The organism is Paraburkholderia bannensis NBRC 103871, assembly GCF_000685015.1.
Classification (GTDB): Bacteria; Pseudomonadota; Gammaproteobacteria; order Burkholderiales; family Burkholderiaceae; genus Paraburkholderia; species Paraburkholderia bannensis.
The window spans coordinates 316,513-335,787 of sequence record NZ_BAYA01000005.1; the positions used below are offsets into that span (position 1 = coordinate 316,513).

18 protein-coding genes and 1 pseudogene are annotated in these 19,275 nt (G+C 62.6%); 3 read left to right on the forward strand and 16 right to left on the reverse strand.

Translation table 11 applies throughout. From position 1 onward, the window contains the following. The 11 genes and pseudogenes from BBA01S_RS10205 to BBA01S_RS10255 form a co-directional block, all read right to left on the reverse strand. Complete coding sequence (locus BBA01S_RS10205) at positions 1 to 312, reverse strand: YciI family protein (protein WP_027816339.1); 312 nt, start codon at positions 310 to 312, stop codon at positions 1 to 3. Between the two features lie 2 nt (positions 313 to 314). After that, positions 315 to 464: pseudogene (locus tag BBA01S_RS48055) on the reverse strand (6-chlorohydroxyquinol-1,2-dioxygenase); the annotation flags it as partial. A 40-nt stretch (positions 465 to 504) separates the two neighbouring features. Next, positions 505 to 1,572, reverse strand: a complete 1,068-nt coding sequence (locus tag BBA01S_RS10210) for a maleylacetate reductase (RefSeq protein ID WP_027816340.1) — start codon at positions 1,570 to 1,572, stop codon at positions 505 to 507. 7 nt (positions 1,573 to 1,579) lie between these two features. After that, the gene (locus tag BBA01S_RS10215; RefSeq protein WP_027816341.1) at positions 1,580 to 3,046 is read right to left on the reverse strand and encodes an aldehyde dehydrogenase family protein; all 1,467 of its coding nucleotides are present in this window, start codon (positions 3,044 to 3,046) and stop codon (positions 1,580 to 1,582) included. A gap of 32 nt (positions 3,047 to 3,078) precedes the next feature. Next, positions 3,079 to 4,098 (reverse strand): hydroxyquinol 1,2-dioxygenase, encoded by a 1,020-nt coding sequence (locus BBA01S_RS10220; RefSeq protein WP_027816342.1) that lies wholly within the window; start codon positions 4,096 to 4,098, stop codon positions 3,079 to 3,081. Between the two features lie 41 nt (positions 4,099 to 4,139). Beyond that, the gene (locus tag BBA01S_RS10225; protein ID WP_027816343.1) at positions 4,140 to 4,634 is read right to left on the reverse strand and encodes a cupin domain-containing protein; all 495 of its coding nucleotides are present in this window, start codon (positions 4,632 to 4,634) and stop codon (positions 4,140 to 4,142) included. 126 nt (positions 4,635 to 4,760) lie between these two features. After that, the gene (locus BBA01S_RS10230) at positions 4,761 to 5,690 is read right to left on the reverse strand and encodes a LysR family transcriptional regulator (RefSeq protein ID WP_027816344.1); all 930 of its coding nucleotides are present in this window, start codon (positions 5,688 to 5,690) and stop codon (positions 4,761 to 4,763) included. Between the two features lie 293 nt (positions 5,691 to 5,983). Next, complete coding sequence (locus BBA01S_RS10240) at positions 5,984 to 7,237, reverse strand: MFS transporter (RefSeq protein WP_027816345.1); 1,254 nt, start codon at positions 7,235 to 7,237, stop codon at positions 5,984 to 5,986. 401 nt (positions 7,238 to 7,638) lie between these two features. Then, complete coding sequence (locus BBA01S_RS10245; RefSeq protein WP_027816346.1) at positions 7,639 to 8,814, reverse strand: MFS transporter; 1,176 nt, start codon at positions 8,812 to 8,814, stop codon at positions 7,639 to 7,641. A 43-nt stretch (positions 8,815 to 8,857) separates the two neighbouring features. Continuing rightward, positions 8,858 to 9,241, reverse strand: a complete 384-nt coding sequence (locus tag BBA01S_RS10250; protein ID WP_027816347.1) for a VOC family protein — start codon at positions 9,239 to 9,241, stop codon at positions 8,858 to 8,860. Between the two features lie 49 nt (positions 9,242 to 9,290). Next, positions 9,291 to 10,094 (reverse strand): DeoR/GlpR family DNA-binding transcription regulator, encoded by an 804-nt coding sequence (locus BBA01S_RS10255; RefSeq protein WP_027816348.1) that lies wholly within the window; start codon positions 10,092 to 10,094, stop codon positions 9,291 to 9,293. A 477-nt stretch (positions 10,095 to 10,571) separates the two neighbouring features. Here BBA01S_RS10255 and BBA01S_RS40800 point away from each other — a divergent pair, with 477 nt between their 5' ends. After that, the gene (locus tag BBA01S_RS40800) at positions 10,572 to 11,498 is read left to right on the forward strand and encodes an MBL fold metallo-hydrolase (protein ID WP_042296657.1); all 927 of its coding nucleotides are present in this window, start codon (positions 10,572 to 10,574) and stop codon (positions 11,496 to 11,498) included. Between the two features lie 121 nt (positions 11,499 to 11,619). Here BBA01S_RS40800 and BBA01S_RS10265 read toward each other — a convergent pair whose 3' ends face one another. After that, positions 11,620 to 12,645: a zinc-binding dehydrogenase gene (locus BBA01S_RS10265; RefSeq protein WP_042296659.1), complete on the reverse strand. Its 1,026-nt coding sequence runs from the start codon at positions 12,643 to 12,645 to the stop codon at positions 11,620 to 11,622. Next, complete coding sequence (locus BBA01S_RS10270) at positions 12,645 to 13,172, reverse strand: lactoylglutathione lyase family protein (protein ID WP_042296661.1); 528 nt, start codon at positions 13,170 to 13,172, stop codon at positions 12,645 to 12,647. The genes BBA01S_RS10265 and BBA01S_RS10270 overlap by 1 nt, the downstream gene beginning before the upstream one ends. A 94-nt stretch (positions 13,173 to 13,266) precedes the next feature. On the opposite strand from BBA01S_RS10270, the gene BBA01S_RS10275 reads away from it, so the two are divergent. Next, on the forward strand, positions 13,267 to 14,160 hold the full coding sequence (locus BBA01S_RS10275; RefSeq protein ID WP_027816351.1) for a LysR family transcriptional regulator: 894 nt from the start codon (positions 13,267 to 13,269) through the stop codon (positions 14,158 to 14,160). 25 nt (positions 14,161 to 14,185) lie between these two features. Here the strand turns inward: BBA01S_RS10275 and BBA01S_RS10280 are convergent, their stop codons facing one another. Then, a complete protein-coding gene (locus tag BBA01S_RS10280) occupies positions 14,186 to 15,271 on the reverse strand; it encodes a porin (RefSeq protein ID WP_027816352.1) in 1,086 nt (361 codons plus the stop codon). Positions 15,272 to 15,529: 258 nt separating this feature from the next. Next, positions 15,530 to 16,420: a transcriptional regulator GcvA gene (gene gcvA, locus BBA01S_RS10285; protein ID WP_027816353.1), complete on the reverse strand. Its 891-nt coding sequence runs from the start codon at positions 16,418 to 16,420 to the stop codon at positions 15,530 to 15,532. A gap of 122 nt (positions 16,421 to 16,542) precedes the next feature. On the opposite strand from gcvA, the gene BBA01S_RS10290 reads away from it, so the two are divergent. Continuing rightward, positions 16,543 to 17,385 (forward strand): DMT family transporter, encoded by an 843-nt coding sequence (locus BBA01S_RS10290; protein WP_027816354.1) that lies wholly within the window; start codon positions 16,543 to 16,545, stop codon positions 17,383 to 17,385. A gap of 66 nt (positions 17,386 to 17,451) precedes the next feature. Here the strand turns inward: BBA01S_RS10290 and BBA01S_RS10295 are convergent, their stop codons facing one another. Next, complete coding sequence (locus tag BBA01S_RS10295; protein ID WP_042296663.1) at positions 17,452 to 19,248, reverse strand: tannase/feruloyl esterase family alpha/beta hydrolase; 1,797 nt, start codon at positions 19,246 to 19,248, stop codon at positions 17,452 to 17,454. Positions 19,249 to 19,275: the final 27 nt, after the last annotated feature.

Consider the following 19,275-nt stretch of genomic DNA (forward strand, 5'->3'; position numbering starts at 1 on the left):
TTACACCCGTAGCTCAGGATTGCCGAGACTCCAGTCCCACGGTCGCACTTCAATTTGCGAAAACAGCCCTTCTTTCACATAGGGATCGTTGTCAACAAACTGCATTACGGCATCGATATCTTCGGCCTCCACGACCAGCAAGGTGCCGTTCATCGCGTTGCACTGCGGCCCCAAGGTTGGGCCGCCAAGACGCACAAAAACTCCATGCTGGAAGGCACTTCGCAAATACGTCCGGTGGCTCGCCCGAACGCGCTCGCGCACTTCTGTCATGCCAGGTTTATCGGTAGCAAAGACTGCGTAATAGCGGCGCATTGTTAACTCCGGCCCAGCACAAAATCGTAGCGTGCTTCGCGGTACGGCCCCGTCACTCCGAAGCGACTAGCCCGTTCTCCGTCGGCTGGCCTGTCAAGATATTCGACCATCAACGAAGGCTTCACGCCGAAGACAGCGCCTGAATCGAGGTGTTCTGTGGTCACTTCTGTCTCCATTCATGCCTTCGGCTGCCTAATGCGGTACGCGTCCTTCCCATGCGTCCTGCAAAAGCTCGCGAATCGCCGCGCGCTCTATCGGCCGCGGGTTTGCATAGGGGTTCTTGCACGCCATATCTGCTGCCTCATCGAGCCCGTCGTGCGGCATGCCGATGTCCTCTAGCGCCGCCGCAAGACCGAGCTTTTCGTTCAGCTTGAACAGCAGAGGCCCGGCCTCAGCAGCACGGCTGCCGCCCAGTGCGCGTGCGACCCGGCGCAGTGCGTCAGGCGCAGCAGCATGGTTGTAGTGCACCGTGTGCGGCAACATCGCCGCATGCGTCTGCGCGTGCGGCAGGTTAAACGTGCCGCCCAGGGTATGGCACAGCTTGTGGTGTATCGCCATGCTGACCGCACCAAGACACGTTCCCGCAAGCCAGGCGCCATACAATGCACGACTACGCATCTCGCGGTCGTCCGGCGCGCTCACAATGACCGGCAACGCCTCGCCTAGTGCACGGATCGATTCCTCGGCCATCAGGCTGATGACCGGGTTCGCGTCCTCGGCATAGAGCGCCTCGACCGCGTGCGCCAGAGCGTTGACGCCAGACGCCGCAGAGATACCAACTGGCAGCGACAGCGTCAGGGACGGGTCATAGAGCACGGTGCGCGGCAACACGCGTGCGTCGCGACCGGTGCGCTTCAGACGGCCTTCGGTGAGACCGTAAATCGGCGTCATCTCCGAGCCTGCGTAGGTCGTCGGCACCGCGAGGATGGGCAGGGACGACTCCAGTGCAATCGCCTTGCCCAGACCGATGGTGGAGCCGCCCCCAATCGCGATGCAACAGTCTGCGCCGAGCTCGCGGGCCGTCTCGCGCGCCGCACGGGCAACCTCGACCGGAACATGCATGACCGCTTCGGCGCAGACTCCCGCGGCGCGCTCGCCAAGTATGTCCTTCACCTGGTCAGCGAGGTGACGCTGCTCAGGCGTCGAAAGGATGAGCGCCCGCCGGGCACCAAGCTTCGTCAACTCGTCCGGCAGCGTCGCGAGCGCACCCCATTCGAAAACAACACGCGAAGGGGTTCCCTGATAGACAAAGCGCTCCATGGAGACCTCAACGCTTGAAATGCGGCGGCACGTTACCGTCGACGTTGACCCACACCGACCGTGCCTCGGTGTAATCGTGCATGGCCTCGAAGCCCATCTCGCGGCCGTAACCCGACTTGCCGACACCGCCGAACGGGCTACCGGGATTCACGCGCTTGTAGCAGTTAATCCAGCACATACCGGCGTTGATTTGCGCCGCGGTCTTGTGTGCGCGCGAGAGGTCTCGTGTCCAGAGGCCGCTGCCCAGGCCATATTCCGTTGCATTCGCGATGGCGAGCGCTTCTTCGTCACTGCCAAAACGCAGCACGGTGACGAATGGGCCGAACACCTCTTCCTGAGCAATACGGTCGGATGCGTGCTTTGCCTCGATGATGGTCGGGCGCACGTAATAACCATTGGCCAGCGCGCTATCCTGCGGGGCACTCCCGCCAGTGAGGACACGTCCGCCCTCTTCGCGCGCGACGTCGACGAACGTCAGGACGCGATCCAGGTGCTGCCTGGAAGTCAGCGGCCCCATTTCGGTATCGGGGTCGAGCGGATTGCCGACGCGAATGGACGATGCCAGCGAAACGAAACGTTCGAGAAACTCGTCCGCGATGCGTTCGTGCAGGACAAGACGCGAACCTGCGATACATGCCTGCCCCTGGTTGTGGAAGATGGCCCACGCGGCACCGTTGATGGCGGCATCGAGATTCGCGTCGTCGAACACGATATTCGCGCCCTTGCCGCCAAGTTCCAGTTGCACGCGCTTCAGGTTGCCCTGCGAGGCTTCGACAATCCGTCGGCCGGTCGCGGTCGAGCCCGTGAATGCGATTTTTCCCACGCCAGGATGTTCGGCGAGACGCTGACCGGCGGTGTGGCCATAGCCGGGGACGATATTCACCACGCCCGCAGGGAATCCCACCTCGGCCATCAGTTCGACGATACGCAACGTCGAGAGAGGCGTAATTTCCGAAGGCTTGAGCACCACCGTGTTGCCCGCGGCCAGGGCCGGGCCCATCTTCCAGCTCGTGAACATCAGCGGAAAGTTCCACGGAACAATCTGGCCCACCACACCGATAGGTGCGCGCTGCACGTAGTTCAGGAAACCCGTTTCCACGGGAATCACTGAGCCCTGCAGCTTGTCTGCCATGCCACCGAAGTAGCGGAAGCACGCAGCAGTACGCGGTACGTCGAGCGAGCGCGAATCACGAATCGGGTGACCGGTGTCGAGGGATTCCAGCTGCGCCAGCTCCTCAGCATTCGCTTCGATGGCGTCAGCAAGACGAAGCAGGAGCCGGCCACGCTCAGCCGCAGCCATCGCCGACCATTTCGGAAACGCGCGGGTTGCGGCTTCAACGGCGAGGTCGACATCTGCTGCGGTCGCCGCAGCGATTTTCGTGATGAGCGAGCCGTCGTGAGGGTTGAGCACGTCGATGGTGCCGCGGTCAACGGCGTCAACGAAGCGCCCGTCAATGAAGAGTTGGGTTTGCATGAATCTTCCTCGATGTGTTGCTGGCTTGCTGCTTAGAACTCGATGGGATACGGAGCGAGTTCGCCGCTCTCATAGCGCTGCGGGAGGTTGGGCGTGGCGTTCTCCCAAACCAGCAGCATCGAGCGCTTTGTCGAGTAGCCCTGATGGCGAATGTCCGCAGGCATCGCACAGATATCGCCTGCGCGCATGGTGATTCGAGCACGCGGTGCACCCGTGTTCTTGTCGCCAATGTCCCAGACGATTTCGTCGGAGAGCTGCAGGAACCATTCGACACGGTCATTGCCGTGGAACACAGGCAGGATGAATTCTTCGGTCGTCGGGCAGAACAGACTGCGCCCGCACACAGACGTCACCGACGGATTCCAGGTCACGTCCGAACGCGACAGGTACTTGAAGAGATTGAAAGCGTGAAGCTCACCTTCGAAGCCCGGTTCGGCGTGCACTTCCGGCTCGTCCTGCACGACGTCGAGAAATGCCCGGTTGACCGGCAGGTCGTCACGCAGCGGCGAGTCGCCTTCCAGGCCCGGCATACGGCGCGTCGCGATACGCGTGCGTTCGATAGCCGCGTCGTTTTCGCCGTGCTTGCGGCCGAAAGCTGTGCCCGTTTCCTCCGGAGCAGCGAACGGGTCGAATCCTTCGTTCGTCCAGTCGTGGAGCATGGCCTTGAAGGTCGCCATGATGGTCGGCGTCTCGAACGTTTCGGTGTAGTCGACGCCCGCGTCCTTCAGGATGCCGTTGAACGTCCCCGCGTACACGTCGACCTTGCCGTAGTGATTGCGCGTGCCGAAGACGTGGTCGAAGTTGACCCAGCCGTAGAAGAAGCCCCAAGCCACGTCCCGCATCATCGCGCGCAGGAATGCGTCGGCCGGCACGGCATGCGTACGCGTCTGGCCTTTTGCCGGCCAGCTGATCTTCACAAAATACTCGTCGCGCTGAAACTCGAATTCGCCGAGCTGGAAGCGACGGTAGCCGGTAACAGCATCGGGCGCCGTGGAGCGCACCATGTCAGCTGCAAAGCCTGCGGGATGGTCGAGGGTATCGAGGGTGGCCATAACTTGTCTCCTGGGATATTCGAATGTCGGCTGTCGAGCGGTTAGTGCAGGCAGATATCGGCCCACTTCTCCACGGACAGTTCACCGAGCGTGGTCTGCACGAGCGCGACGCCCGGCTTGCTTGCGACGAAGCGGTAGGCGCAGCCTGCAGGGAGCAGCGCCTGATGCCCCTTGCGCAGGACGACATGGCCCATCTTGCGGCCGACGGGTTGCGCGCCGGCACTGACGGTGCCGCGGCCCGGCTTCAGCGGGCTGTCGAGCTTGATGAATTCGATTTGAACTTCGCCATCCATCTGGATGGTGAATTCGTCGTGTGCACATGCGAACCACGGCGACACGCCTTCAGTCCGGAGCACTTCAATGACGTATTCGAGATTTTTGCCGGCGACAACCTTTTCGTAGGGCGCCGATATGGAGGCCACCTCGAACACATTCGAGAAGGCGTAGTGGTGAGCACTTCCGCTCGTAATTTCAATCTCGCCCTTCCTGTAACCCTCAAGCGAGCCAAAGACGGTATGGAATGCCGTGTCGGTCATTGCTGTCTCCTGTGTTGAACTGCTTTGTCTGGTTCAACTCTAGGGGCTAGGCCCGACAGCAACAACCTGCAGGACAGCGACTACGGCATTTGCGATTCCCGAATAATCCGCTGCCAGATTCGCTGCTTACCGCACCCAGCCGCGCTCTAGCAACGGCACATCCCACGATGGCTCGTTTCCTAGATATTCAGCGAGGAACTCAACGAGTGCCTTTACCTTCAGCGCCTGCCGCTGCGTTGCGGGATAAACGGCAGCAAAGCTCAATGACGAGAGGTCATAGTCAGTCAAGATAGGCACCAATGTGCCATTCACTAGCGCGTCGCTTGCGACCAGCGTCGGTAGACACACAACGCCGCCGCCCGTCAGCGCATATTCCCGGAGAAGATGCACGGAATTGGAGCGAATCATGCCCGGCAACTCCATTTCGACAACCTCGTCCCCACGCCTCATTGTCCAGCGATTACGCGAGGGATATCCGGAATAAAGCGCAGTGGTGTGCTGCAACAATTCGCGCGGATGCTGTGGTGCACCATGCTCCTCAACGTAGCGTGGCGACGCACAGAACAGACGGCGAACAGTAAATAGTCGACGCTCAATGAGCGATTCGGAAATAGGGGGGAAAATCTGGAACGCGATATCGAACCCTTCTTCAACGGGGTCGACAACACGGTCATTCACGATGATATCGAGCTGGATTCCCGGATACCGCTGGTTAAACTCGGCCAGCGGCTTCGCGAAGTGCCCTAGCGCAAAACCTGGAAGCATCTGGATACGCAGACGCCCTGTTGGTGTCGCGCGCAATTCACGCATCTGGTCGGTCAGTTCGTTGACGCGACCTACGACCTCCGCACATTCGCGATAGAAGGCCTCTCCCACCTCTGATAGCCGCACGTGGCGTGTGCTGCGATGAAAAAGCGGCGCGTTGACGAACTTCTCAAGCTGCTGAATGCGGTTTGTCACCACTGAGCTCGTCACGCCAAGCTGCCTTGCCGCCTCGGCGAAGCTGCTAGCCTCCGCTACCCTCACGAATGCTTCAATGCTCAGAAATCGGTCCATACGGCGCCTTTCTGCAAAATGCCAGTTTATATGGGCCAGACTGCTTACGGCGTCACGCGAAGGCCGTCACACTGTCACCAAATTGTTGTCAATCTCACGCTCGGCACGATGGCTCGCGGCTGTCCTGCGGATTTCCCCTATTGCCTCCACGCTTGTTGCCTTCAACGCAAATGACCCGTTTGCGAAGATTGGGCTGAAGCCGAGCGTCAGCATCCATCCCTTCGACAAACGGGTCGACAAGCGCAATGCACCCACGGCGGCGTGCGGTAGTCGCCGCCGGGTTGACGTCAAACTCACCGCGGCTGCTCTCCTGCGGCGAGTTCCGGTTGCAGGTTCACACGACGTTGCAGCACGGCTGGCGCAGTCTCCTTCAGAAGCATGCTGACCACGATGCCGAGAACGACGGCGCACATCGGCAGCCACAGGATATTCTGGATACCAAAATGAGCAGCGACGTAGCCGCCCATTGCCGGTGCAATACCGCCACCGAAGATTTCGCCTACGCCAACGACTGCACCAATTGACGTGGAGACGAGTCCGATGGGCGCAGCCTCAGTCGCCACGGGCCCAGAGAGCAGCGAAACCAGGCCAAGCGTGAAGAACGCTGCCACGAAGAGGACAACGAACAGAACAAGCGGTTGCGGCCCGAGGCCCCGGAAGATGTAGAGCATGACTGCAGTGCCCGCGAAGCCCACGATGCTCGCCAGGCGGCGGCCAACGATATCTGAGAGGCCAGGCAACCCGAATTGCCCCAAAAACCCGCCGAAGCCGATTGCCGAGACCACCAGGCCCATTTTCTGCGTATCGAGCGACAGGTAGCCCGTGAGGTACAGCGGCAGCAGTGCTCCGAGAACGAATACACCAGTCATCGCGCAGCACAACGCAGCCATGGCGACGATGATGTTCCGACTCCTAAGCACATGGCCGAGCGAGGCCGGCGCGTGTTCTGAAGCGACTTCCTTTACCACTTTCGGTTCACGGATGACGACGAACATAATCGCGCCGAGAATCAGGCCAGGGATGGCCACGAGAGCGAACACCCAACGCCACGTCACGAAATTGAGCAACTGGGTGGCGATGATGGGCGATAACGCCAGCCCGAACAACGCGAAGCCACTCTGCTGCAGGCCGAGATTCAGGCCGCGGCGGCGCGGGTGGGACGCGTCGGCGGTCGCCGCGAAGCTCGTCGGGCAGAACGAGCCTTCTGCGACCCCCATCAGGCCGCGAATCGCAATCAAGCCAAAGAGGCCGCCGGCGAGCCCAGAAAAGCCAGAAAGCAGCGAAAAGGCGAGGATTGCCGGAATGAGAACCTTCCTGCGCCCAACCTTGTCGGAGATGCCGCCCATCAGGGCCGCGAAGATCCCCCACGACAGACCCAGCACGCCGATGCAGTTGCCGACGTCCTGCGCAGTCAGGTTGAGATCCTTCATGATTGAAGGGAACAGTGGCGCGATGAGCCAGCGATCCAGCCCAACCAGCCCGAAGCCAAGCGCCAGTAGCGTCACCGCTTTCCATTCGTAGGAGGTATCCCACTCGTTTGCTTTCATTTCCGTCTCCGTGGACATGGGTTCGCAGCGCGTGCGCCGGGAGCGGCTACGCCGTGGCCAATGCCGATGCTCTTGTGTGCGAAGTCAATCGCGAGGAATCGCCGGACGTTCCATCTATGCGAGGCATTGCGGATTTATCCGGCCGACGGCAGAAAGATAGGTGGAAGGCTGACTTATCCGGTATGGAAGAACCCGCGAACGCGACATTCGCGAAATGCGAATAATCTGTGTACGCGAGTAAGAACCGCTTCGGGAAGGCGCGACACGGCCGCTTACAAGGCGAGAGGAACGCCAAAACATCCGGCCCAGGGGAATCCCTCGTAGACATCGCAATCACAGCGCGGCGGTTCACCCCCACCGAGGAAGGCGCACAGATTTGCTCCGCGCTCAAGCATTTGCGTTCAATCGCAGGTATTCGAATGTGCGCGCTTTGGCACGATTCCCGTCGAGAGACACACGACCACGAGGAGAGCCGCCAGAAGTCCGAAAGCAGATGGAAGTCCGATGCCATGTGCAATGAATCCGATTGCGGCGGGACCCGCTAGGGTTCCTGCATATCCAAGCGTAGCGGTCGCCGCAATGGCGTGCTCCTTGGACGTGGACGTGTCGGCACCCGCGGTCGAATACAGAATCGGGACGATATTTGCACAGCCCACGCCCATCAGCGCAAAGCCGAAAATCGCGAGGTATGGGGAAGGTGCCAGCACGGCCAGGGCAGTGCCCGCAGCGCCCAGAGCACTGCCCAGTCGCACCACCCGACGAGACCCAAGTCTGGCTGCAATCCAGTCACCGGCTAGTCTCATGGTGGTCATCGCTGCAGCAAAGGCCGCATATCCGATCCCTGCCTGTGTCTCCGGCATTGACTTGGATCCCGCGAGCAGCAGCGCGCTCCAGTCGAGCATGGCGCCTTCGACGAGAAACATCATCAGGCACATGCAACCCAGTACAAGGACTCTGCCTCGCGGCAGCGCAAGCGACGGGGAGTGAGCCTGGCTTCTGTCGTTCAAGAAGTGTCGCCCGAACAGGAAAAGCGCAACCAGAAGCAATAGCGCCGCTGAGATGGCAGTAGCCGCGGGCGACATACCCGACGAGAGCGCTGCCGCGGCACCGCCAGCGCCCGCGAGGCCGCCGATGCTAAAGAGCGCATGGAAGCCCGACATCATTTGCCGCTTCGAACGCTGCTCAACCGAGATAGCGTGGATGTTCATCGCCACGTCCAGCGTTCCGATCGCAGCACCGAAAATCGCCAGCACGACTCCCGTCGCATACAGACCATCAACGGAACCGAGCAGCGCGAGCATGGCGGCAACCCCAGCCAGGGAGACGTTGATGACACGCCTGCAGCCGAACCTCGACACGATGTTTCCAGAGCCAATCATTGCGAGGATTGAACCGACGCCCAGACAGAGCAGTAGCGCGCCAAGCGTCGCGTCGTTAATCCCGAGCCGACTCTTTACGAAAGGGACAAGCGGTGCCCAGGCTGCGACCGCAAGGCCCGCCGCGAAGAATGCAGCTCGTGTTGCATGCTGATGCCAGATGGTTGCGGGCGAACGGAGAGTGCCGAGAGCGGACGTCATCGGTTGTAGTCCTGTGTGGGTTTGCTTCGTGGGCGTGCTGAATTCAGCCGGTGATTTCGACGCGAGTGCCGTCAGGTGCAAGAAGCACTGCCTCGTAGAAGCCGTCTCCCGTTGTCCGCGGCCCAGACAAGAGACGGCCGTCGCCGTCACAGCGTGCAGCCAACGCATCGACGGCCTCCTTGCTCCCCAGGGAGATGGCGACGTGGTCCCAGCCGAGGCACTCGTCCCCGCCCTTCTCTTCGGCCCACGGCGCTGCCATCAGCTCAATCTGTACGCCGCCGCCGGGAAGTCGAACAAAGCACGATTCGAAGCCCGGCCGACGAGAGCTGCGGTATAGCGCGCCGACCTCGGCGTCGAAATACTGCTTCCAGAAACTCGCTGCGCCAGCGATGTTTCGGGTCCACAAGGCAACATGTGCAACACGCATGACGCGTCCTCGGCTGGTTAGGGTGCGAGCGCCGGAGAAACGGTCGCGCTCAACTGTAGTTGGACGCGCTGGCGGCGCTGGCTGGACGCTGCGCTTGCAGCACCGTGGTGCCCGCTTTCTTGAGCGCGGCAACCTGCGCGCGCGGCGCATCATGCTCCAGCACCACGCAGGCGATGGCGTCGAGCGCGGCGACACGATGCGATGCGCGCCCATCAAGTTTGTCAGTCGTACTGAGGACAATCGCGTGACGGCTGCACGACAGCACCGCACGCTTGAAAGTGGCATCGGCGAATTCGTAGGCGCTCACGCCCTCCTGCGGCGACACCGCGCATGCGCCCAGGAAGCAGCGGTCGATATGCAGATTCAGCACGCTTGCGACAGCGGCGGCGTCGACGCTGCCGCCCACCACGGGATTGACCTCGCCGCCCACCAGGATGAGGCGGATATCGGCGCGCCTGAGCAACGCAGCGGCGATGTCGATGGAGTTGGTCGCGACGCTTAGTTCGTAATCGTCGGGGAGCAGTTCGACCAGCGCGAGATGAGTGCTGCCGCTGTCGAGGAACAACAGCTCGCCGCGCTGCACCTGCGCGACGGCGGCGGCCGCCAGCGCCGCCTTGCGCTCGCGCGCCTCGTCCATGCGCGCGGCCATTGGCGCGGACGCGGCGGACAGCGGCAGCGCGCCGCCGTAGACGCGCCGGCAGCGCCCTTCGGCGGCCAGCGCGCGCAGGTCGCGGCGGATTGCGTCTTCGGATACGTCGAATTCGGCGGCGAGCGTGGCCGCAACCACCGCTTGCCCCGCGGCAAGACGCGAGGCGATCAGTTCACGGCGGGCGATGGGAATGTCATCAGTCATGACCCATCATAACGTGCATAAACGAGAATGTAAACGTGCATAAACGTGCACGACACCGAGACACGTTTATGCCAGGCCGCAACGCAGTCCCGTCAGCTATTCGTTGATCGGCGGCATGATTGCACCGCGGGAGCGGGACTCGGTGACTTGAGCCGGTTGAACGATCGGGGGGCAGGTTGCCCGCACGCCTGTTCGTATCATGCGATCCGAACGCGGCAAGCGCCGCTGCTTATTCGATCTGAATCCACGATTCAAGGGACGCGCTGAGCTTTAAAGAATATTCAGAACACTTCAGTTCCAGCTTTTCAGGCTGGCGATGACAATCGATGTGAGCAACATCCCGTCCCTCTACTCTCAACTCATCCGAAGGCCATGGACATCATCGAGCTCCACGATCCAGCAGTGCGACGCCTTGCACGCCCCCGCGCAGTCGTGGCGTGTGCGGCCTACCTCACGAGGGCCCTGTGTCTGCTGTTCATGTTCGTCCAGTGCACTCATGCGGCCGCGCCTCAAGTCCGCACCCAGGGCCCGGGTTTCTACCGGATGATGCTGGGTTCGTATGAAATCACCGCCCTTCTCGACGGGACGCACGACTTTCCCGTCGACACCGTCATGACGAACGTGACGCGCGACCAGATCGATCATGACCTTGCAATCGACGATCTCTCGCTGCCAGTGCAGGGTTCGATCAATGCGTTTCTCGTCAATACGGGCAACCAGCTGATTCTGATCGACACGGGTGCGGGCGTGCTTTACGGAGACTGTTGTGGCCGCCTGCTCGCCAACCTTCGCGCCGCCGGATATCGGCCGGAGCAGGTGGATCTGGTGCTGCTCACGCATATGCACAAAGATCATGTGGGCGGTGTCAACCTGGACGGAAAAGCCGCCTTCCCCAACGCCATCGTACGCGCGTCACGCCCGGAGGCTGACTACTGGCTCGACGCACACAACAAGAGCACTGCGCCGCCCTTCCTCAGTTCATTCTTCGATGCGGCGGCTCAATCCGTCGCTCCGTACGTCGCCACGGGGCGCTTTCAGCCTTTCGATGGCGACGCCGTGCTCGCGCCAGGCATCCGTGCCCTGGCGGCACCCGGCCATACACCCGGCCACACAGCCTACGTCGTGCACAACGGAAATCAGACAATGCTCGTATGGGGCGACATCATCCACGTCGCATCCATACAGCTGCGCGATCCGGACGCCACCGTCGAGTACGACTCGAACGCGTACGTGGCCCAGCAAACCCGGCGTGACATGCTGGCCCTGGCCGCCAGGCAGCACTATGTTGTCGGCGCCGCGCATATTGCGTTTCCCGGTCTCGGGCACGTAAGCCCCGACGGCAACGGATACCGCTGGATTCCGGTGAACTACGACGCAGATCCGGCAAAGCACGAGGCGCGCTAGCCGGCCTTGTTTCCCCTTGCCTCGCGAACGTGTGGCAATGCCCTCGTTTTCATCGAGTGATGCGGGTTGAGCTGACACGCGACACGGACAACGACGTCGCGTGGTCAAACTCCAAACCGCCTTATCGAACCCGCACCACCGGCTTCCCGCTGAAACTGCGCAAGCGCAAATCGTCGAGCAGTTGCGCCAGCGCCTCGAACGGACGCACGACGCGCTCTTGCGGCTGCAGTCTCGCATGCGCGAGCGCCGCCAGCATCTGCTCGCCCGCCGTGCGCAACTGCGTCCACGCCTCGTCGCCGCCGTGCTGGTGCAGCGCGCCCAGCGCCACTTCGTGCATCGACAGGGTCAAGCCAAACGGGTCGCACGGCCACTGCGCGACACGATCCTGGACGCAGACGAGATGGCCATTCGCGCGCAGCGCATCGGCCATGCGCGCGGCGTGGTCGCCGCTCACGGCGTCGATGACCGCGAAATAGCCGCGCCCGCCTGTCCACGCGCCGCCGCCGTCGGGCAGCGGCCCATCGATGCAATCAGCGGCACCCAGCGCCAGCAGCCGGTCGCGATGGCGCGCATTGGCCATTGCGGTCACCACAAAGCCGCGCGCCGCCGCCAGTTGCACGAGGTACTGCCCGACCGCGCCGCCCGCCCCGCTGATGAGCAGCGGCTGGCCCGGCTTGACCGGCACCTTCTCGATTGCGAGCCAGGCGGTCAGCGCCGGACAGGGGAAGCTCGCGGCCGTTTCGAAATCGAGCGCATCGGGCAGGCGCAGCAGCGCACGCGCGTCCACGACGGTGTGCTCGGCAAAGCTGCCGTCGCGATGCAGGCTCGTGTGCCACGCCACGCGGCGGCCCAGCCAGTCTGCCGATACGCCGTCGCCGAGCGCCACCACTTCGCCCGCGCCATCGACGCCTGGCACATGGCCCGCGCGCCAGTCCACCAGCGCGCCGCCCAGCACCTTCCAGTCGACCGGGTTCAAGCCAATCGCGGCGTTACGCACCAGCACCTGGCCCGCTGCGGGCGACGGCATGGGCACGTACCGGAGTTTCAGGTCGAGCGGCGCGGCGCTGCCGTGCCACGTCCAGGCGCGGTGCTCCGCGCGCGGCGCGGCCTGCTGGGTCGCATCCGGCGTTGAAGTGGCAGGCGTCATCACGATTGATACGCCCCCGCCGAATAGGTCAGCTCGTAGCTGTGGCTGTAAATCTCGACGATATTGCCGAACGGGTCTTCCATGTAGACCATGCGGTAAGGCTTCTCGCCCGGGAAGTATTCGCGCACGGGCATGCGCTGCTTGCCGCCCGCCGCGACGATCTTCGCCGCCAGGCCTTCGACGTCCGGATCCTGCACGCAGAAGTGGAAGACGCCGGTTTTCCAGTACTCGAAGTTGTTGTCGGGCTTCTGCGCGTTGCGGAACTCGAAGATCTCCACGCCGATGCGGTCGCCCGTCGACAGATGGGCGATGCGGAACGAACCCCAGCCCGCGCCGAACACGTCCGTGCACATGACGCCGATGGCGCTGTCGTCCTCGGTGATGGTGGTCGGCGGCATGATCAGGTACCAGCCCATCACGTCGCTGTAAAAGCGCACGGCGGCGTCGAGGTCGGTCACGGACAGGCCGATGTGGGAAAAGCTGCGCGGATAGGGTCGCGAGACAGATTGAGAAGCGGATTGCGACACGCCAGATACTCCAAAAAAGTCGATATCCCAAGCGTAGCGCCGCTCAACCCAAACATGCTCTAATGCTTCCTTATCCCTTCGATAAGAATTCGTTATGCTCAACCCTCAATGGCTACGCTCGTTCGCGGCTGTCGCGGAACTGGGCGGCTTCACGCGCGCGGCCAACCAGTTGGGCCTGACCCAGGCGGCGGTGAGCCAGCATGTGCAGCACCTCGAAGCCGAACTGGGCCCGCTGCTGATCCGGCGCGGGCGGCAACTCGAACTCATGCCGTCCGGCGTCGCGCTGCTCGCTTACTGCGGTGAAATCGAGCAGGCGCACAAGCGTCTGCAGTTGCAACTGGCGGACACGACCTTCGACAGCGGCGAAGTCAGCCTCGTCACGCCGGGCAGCGTCGGCCTGGCGCTCTACCCGCTCTTGCTGGACTTGCAGCAGGCGCATCCGGGGCTCGTGATCCGCCATCGCTTCGCGCCTGATCCGGAAACGCTCGCCGCCGTGCTCGACAAGCGCTACGAACTGGGCCTTGTGACGCTGCGTCCCGACGATGCGCGCCTGGCAGCGGAACCGTTCGCTGAAGAGCCGCTGGAACTCGTCGTGCCCGCCGGGGAAGAAGTCGATGGCTGGAGCGACCTCGAACGGCTCGGCTTTATCGACCATCCCGATGGACGCGCAATGGCCACGCGCCTGCTGTCGCGTCATTTCGCCGGAAGCCCGGGCGTGAGCGCGCTGCCGCTGCGCGGCTTCAGCAACCAGATTTCGCTGATTCTCGCGCCAGTCGCGCGCGGGCTCGGCTTCACGGTGATCCCGCGCCATGCACGCGAGGCATTCGCCGATCAGCACGCGATCCGCGTGATCGAATGCGCGACGCCGGTCGTCGATACCTTGTGGCTCGTCCATCGGGCGCAGTGGCCGCTGTCCTCACGCGCGACGTGGGTGCTCAAGCAGATTCGCGAACGGCTCATGAGCAAAGACGCGCTGGCGCGTCCCTGATGCGATCGCTCAAGTTCGTCGCGCTTCAGAACTTGTGTACAAGACCGACGCCGATGCCGCGTGTATCGGAGCCCGGCGTGATCGTCAGTCCCGAATACGCCGTCCCCGCCAGCGTATAAGCGGCCTTGTTCCTGTTCTGGATGAACCCGGCGGCGGTGTAAAGCTCGGTGGCCTTGGAAAGCGCGTATTCGAGCAATACGCCTAGCTCCTGGGCGTTATTGCCCTGGCCCGTGCGGTCGTGCGCATAGCCATACATCACCGAGCCCAGGAACGCAGGCGTGAACTGATACGAGTCCGATATCTGGTAGACATCGTGCTGCATGTATTTGGGCGTGTTGGTCAGGTTTTCCGTGTGATAGGCCAGCCAGATGCGGTTGGATCCGATCGTGTACGACGCCCCCGCGTTGAATACGTTGAACACCGCGCCAGGCCCCGCAGCGCCGCCGCCCGTCAGCGTATAGCTGCCGCCCGCGCCAACGCTGGGTTCGTCTCCGCGCTCGTAACCCGCGGCCACATTCAACGGCCCGTTGATGTACTGGACGACAAGGTTATAGAAACCGATGCCGTTGCCCGCGCCGCCGCTCGAATCGCGCAACGCCACCATGAGTTTCGCATTCAGGCCGCCAAACGTAGGCGTGTAATACGAAATCCCGTTGTTCGCGCGAATAATCAGGCCGTTGAAATTGTTCATGGGCGACGCGATGCTCTTTACCCATGAAGGATCCATCGCCGCCTGGAGCACATCGTATTGCGGCGAGTTTTGCAGGCCGAAGCGGACTTCGCCGAAGCCGCCGGACAGTCCCACGTAGGCGAGGCGATTGAAGGCATCGGCGGGATTGGTCGCCACGCCTGACTGCCCGGAAAACGCCTGTTCAAGCTGAAAATTGACGTGTACGCCGTCGCCAATATCCTCGCTGCCCTTAAAACCGAAGCGTGTCGCGAACAGCCCGCCAGGCACCGCACGAACCGCTGAATTGCCGCCGCTTGAACTTTGATAGACAACGCCATTGTCGATCACGCCATACAGCGTGACCGACGATTGCGCAAGAACGGGAAAAGCGGGTGCGCTGGACAGCACTGCGCCTGATGCGAGAGTAATCAATTTCTTCAAACGGCATCTCCATCATTATCCGCATCGGAGCGCCGATGCTTTTATCATTGCAATTTGATCTGCATAGCTAATAATCTGGCAAATACAATCATCCGCGCCCGCATCCCGGCAGAATGCAGCGAAGAATCATGTGACAAGGTTAATGTTGCGCAAGGCAACGGGCCATGGATAAAACTTAGATTGAATGGCATTTTTTGAACGCCTTCCGGACGGGGTAAACCAGCACCCATCGATGCGTTACACGTTATGCCTGACGTCTTACGCGTTGCGTCCTTCGCGTTCGAGCCACGCCAGAAACAGCACGACGAGTTCATCATCGGCTTTCTCATTCGGCACATACGCGCAGTAGCTGCGCGACGGCAAACGCGGGCCATCGAATGGCGCGACCAGACGCCCAGCGGCAAGGTCGTCGCAGACCAGCGCGGTCGGCCCCATCGCGATACCGATTCCGTCGATGGCGGCCTGCAAGGTCAGGAAGAAGTGATCGAAGGTGAGCGTCGCGGCAGGCCTGAGCGCTGGGACTTGCGCGCTCGCCAGCCAGTCGGGCCAAAGGCGCGGCAGGCTCGACGTGTGCAGCAAGGTGTGATGCTGCAAATCGTCCGGCGACCGCAGCGGCACGCGCTGCAACAGCGACGGGCTGCAGACCGGCAAGCGCTCGTCGGACAGGAACGGTTGCATCGAATAGCCGTAGAACGTGTCCGGGCCGCCCCGGATAATGACGTCGTAATCGGCCTTCAGGCTTTCCAGCGGCTCGTTCGACGTGTCGAGTTTGACTTCGACGTCAGGATGCTCAGCGCGGAACCGGGCGAGCCTCGGCACCAGCCAGCGCAGCGTGAAGGTTGCAAGCGCGCTGACCGAAAGCGTGCGCGAAACGGCTCGCGGTACGCCGTATCGCGCGCTCGCCTGCGAAATGCGCTCGAATAGCGGGCCGATTTCTTCCAGATAGACCCTGGCCGCCGGCGTCAGCACCACCTGGCGGTTGTGCCGCTCGAACAGCGCCGCGCCCAGCCACTCCTCCAGCAGGCGCACCTGCTGGCTCACCGCGCCTGGCGTGACGTGCAGTTCGGCAGCGGCTTCCTTGAAGCTGCCAAGCCGCCCCGCTGCCTCGAAGGCGCGCAGGGCATTGAGCGGGGGCAATACGGGCTTCATTCGAAATAGTTTGTCTGATGCGAAATGGCAATTTATCTGGTTTGTCGGGTCACTACAAGATAGTTATTCTCCCAGATAGACCGCTATTCGATGCTACCCCTTACTTTTCGGCCACTCTCTCCATGCTCAGTTACACCGGCGGCGTTGTCCTCCTGGCCGCCATGCTTCACGCAAGCTGGAACGCGATGCTCCATGGCAACCGCGACCGCTTCCTTTCGATGACGTGGATGAGTATTGCCATCGCCGTGGTCGCCTCTTTCGTCATCCTGAACAATCCGCTACCTGCCAGCGCCGCGTGGCCCTACATCGTCGCATCGGGCTTCATCCATATTTTCTACAACGTGAGCCTGGTGCGCTCGTATCGGCGCAACGACCTGGCGCTCGCGTACCCCATCGCGCGAGGGTCGTCGCCGCTGCTCGTCACGCTCGGCGCAGCGCTGTTCGCGCATGAGGCCATCGGCCCTCTGCACGTGCTGGGCATCGCCATGATCTCGGGCGGCATCATCGCGATCGCGCTGCTGGGACGCCATGTGTCGCGCGGTGGATTGCTGGCCGCCTTGACGACCGGCGCGACCATCGCGCTTTACACCGTCATCGACGGCATGGGCGTGCGTCTGTCCGACGGGCAGTCGATCGCGTATACAGCGTGGATGTTCCTGTTTTATTGGCTCATGCCGGTGCTGTTCGTCGCCATGCGCGGCTTCGCGCCGCTCTGGAAGCCGTTGCGCGACGAGCCGCTTTCCATCGTCTCGTCGCTCGCAGGCGGCCTCGTGTCGATTGCCGCCTATGGCATCGTGATCTGGGCGCTCCAGTCGGGCGCGATGGGTGCGGTGTCGGCGTTGCGCGAGACCAGCGTGGTGTTCGCCGTGTTGATCGGCCGGACGGTGTTGCGCGAGCAGGTCAGCCAGACGCGCTGGCTCGCGTGCGTGGTCGTCGCGGCCGGCGCGGTTTGTCTGGGGCTTTGATAAGCGCACGCGCAGCCGTCAAGCGCTGCGCGTCCGCCCTCGCCCGTCAAGACAGATTAAGGTCGATCAAGGCGCGGCAACGCCCAGCGAGGTCGCCGTGTACGGGGTGTAGAAGCTCGCGCCTGCCCACGTATGCGTCGGCTCGTTGTAGAGCGCCGGGCCTTGCGTCCAGCTTGCGCCGCTATGCCAGTCGCCGCTGCCGGTGTATTGCGCCACAGCCGGATACGGATAGACAGGACGGCTCGCCGTCACGTTGTTCGACGTGTCGGTCTGGTACGTCATGACGGCGTTCGGCGCGGTGCCGTGCTCGCTCCAGGCCGTGATCTGCGAGACCAGGTCGATATTCGGGAAGCCTTCGCCGCCGCCGCAATGACCCACGCCCGGCACCAGATAAAGGCGTGCGAAATCGCTCACCGCCGTCGAGCCCATGGTGTTCTGCATCGCTTCGTAATACTGGATCGTGAAGAGCGGCGAGATGTGCTGGTCGGCCCAGCCATGCCACAGGATCAGCTTGCCGCCCGCCTTGTGGAATGCGGAAAGATCCGGGTTCGTCGCATCGTTGAGCGCGTGGTTCGCCTGCAGATAGTTCGCATAGAAGCTTGCGTCGGTAAAGCCGAAGGTGTCGACGGTCGGCATCGTCGGCGTGCCGGTGAAGATCAGGTTGTACGCGCCCGACACGATCATGTAGCTGAAGAGACTCGTCACCGGCACCGGCGCATCCGTCGAATTCGTGGTGGGCACTTCCACGCCGATCCAGTTCGCCTCCGATCCGAATTGCGGCGAGCCTGCCAGCATGCGCTCGCCGGTCGTTGCATCGACCGGGCCACCGTAGATTTTGCTGGCCGTCGCGACTTCGGCGGCGGTCAGGCAGTTGCTCGTGCTGGTGGCGCCCTTCGCGCACTCGATCGAGGCAGGATCGAAGTTGCAGGTGCGCGGGTCGGCCAACAGCCCGTCGGCCACGCCCGCCTGGCCGCCACATGCCGCCACGACCGCCTTGTGCAGCACGAGCGCCTTGTCGGCATAAAGCGTCGCGTTGCCGGTGCTGTCGCCGGTCGTGCTTTGCGATTCCACGCTCCAGCCGTGATACAGCGAATTCTGGATCTGGAAATGCGCGGCGGGCGCGCCCGCGACGATGCCGTTGTAATCGTTGGGATAGCGCTGCGCCGCCATCAAGCCTTCGCGCCCGCCATCCGAACAGCCAATGAAGTACGCGTACTTCTGGGTCTGCCCGTAGTACGCCTTGATGAGTCTTTCGGCCGCGAGCGTCGTGATGTGCTGGCCGCGATAAGCGAAGTCCGCACGCTGCTGGTCGTTCTTCGTCCAGTCGCTGCTTGAACCCGTATGTCCCATGTCGGTGGCGGCGGTCACAAAACCGCCCTGCTGCACGAGCGGACAGGTGTAGCTGAAGCTGAACGAGCTCTGCTGCGTAGGGTCGCTCAGCGTGCCGCACAGGCCGCCGCAACCCAGCTCCGCAAAGCGTTGCGTCCAGGTGCTGACCGGCAGCGCGACTTCGAAGGTATTGGACGGCGCGAGCGTGCCTTTCACGGTGCAAAAGCTTACCGATGCGCCGTTGATAGTGGCCGTCGTCACACTCGCCGAACTGATCGCACTGCCCGCGCCGCCGATATCCGTGATGTCCACGGCAGCAAGTTTCGAACAGTCCGTGACCGGCGTCACCACCGCCAGGGGCACGCTGGCCGCAGCGGTGCTGTTCACATTGCCGCCGCCCCCGCTGCCGCACGCCGCCATCAGGCCGCCAACCAGCGCGATAGCGAACCACGTTAGCCACGACGCGATGCGCGCGCGTGCGGATGCATGCAACTGTGTGCGATGAACCAGGTGCTCCTGGTGTAGTGATCTCATGCTTCGTCTCCGTGAATGCTTGTCATT

Bases quoted from the DNA above. Each gene is read 5' to 3' on its own strand.
- BBA01S_RS10275 (WP_027816351.1), top strand. From the start codon at position 13,267: ATGCTCAACCCTCAATGGCTACGCTCGTTCGCGGCTGTCGCGGAACTG.
- BBA01S_RS10205 (WP_027816339.1), bottom strand. From the start codon at position 312: ATGCGCCGCTATTACGCAGTCTTTGCTACCGATAAACCTGGCATGACA.
- BBA01S_RS10255 (WP_027816348.1), bottom strand. From the start codon at position 10,094: ATGACTGATGACATTCCCATCGCCCGCCGTGAACTGATCGCCTCGCGT.
- BBA01S_RS10265 (WP_042296659.1), bottom strand. From the start codon at position 12,645: ATGACGCCTGCCACTTCAACGCCGGATGCGACCCAGCAGGCCGCGCCG.
- gcvA (WP_027816353.1), bottom strand. From the start codon at position 16,420: ATGAAGCCCGTATTGCCCCCGCTCAATGCCCTGCGCGCCTTCGAGGCA.
- BBA01S_RS10240 (WP_027816345.1), bottom strand. From the start codon at position 7,237: ATGAAAGCAAACGAGTGGGATACCTCCTACGAATGGAAAGCGGTGACG.
- BBA01S_RS10220 (WP_027816342.1), bottom strand. From the start codon at position 4,098: ATGGCCACCCTCGATACCCTCGACCATCCCGCAGGCTTTGCAGCTGAC.
- BBA01S_RS10250 (WP_027816347.1), bottom strand. From the start codon at position 9,241: ATGCGTGTTGCACATGTTGCCTTGTGGACCCGAAACATCGCTGGCGCA.
- BBA01S_RS10215 (WP_027816341.1), bottom strand. From the start codon at position 3,046: ATGCAAACCCAACTCTTCATTGACGGGCGCTTCGTTGACGCCGTTGAC.
- BBA01S_RS40800 (WP_042296657.1), top strand. From the start codon at position 10,572: ATGTTCGTCCAGTGCACTCATGCGGCCGCGCCTCAAGTCCGCACCCAG.
- BBA01S_RS10290 (WP_027816354.1), top strand. From the start codon at position 16,543: ATGCTCAGTTACACCGGCGGCGTTGTCCTCCTGGCCGCCATGCTTCAC.
- BBA01S_RS10295 (WP_042296663.1), bottom strand. From the start codon at position 19,248: ATGAGATCACTACACCAGGAGCACCTGGTTCATCGCACACAGTTGCAT.
- BBA01S_RS10210 (WP_027816340.1), bottom strand. From the start codon at position 1,572: ATGGAGCGCTTTGTCTATCAGGGAACCCCTTCGCGTGTTGTTTTCGAA.
- BBA01S_RS10225 (WP_027816343.1), bottom strand. From the start codon at position 4,634: ATGACCGACACGGCATTCCATACCGTCTTTGGCTCGCTTGAGGGTTAC.
- BBA01S_RS10245 (WP_027816346.1), bottom strand. From the start codon at position 8,814: ATGACGTCCGCTCTCGGCACTCTCCGTTCGCCCGCAACCATCTGGCAT.
- BBA01S_RS10230 (WP_027816344.1), bottom strand. From the start codon at position 5,690: ATGGACCGATTTCTGAGCATTGAAGCATTCGTGAGGGTAGCGGAGGCT.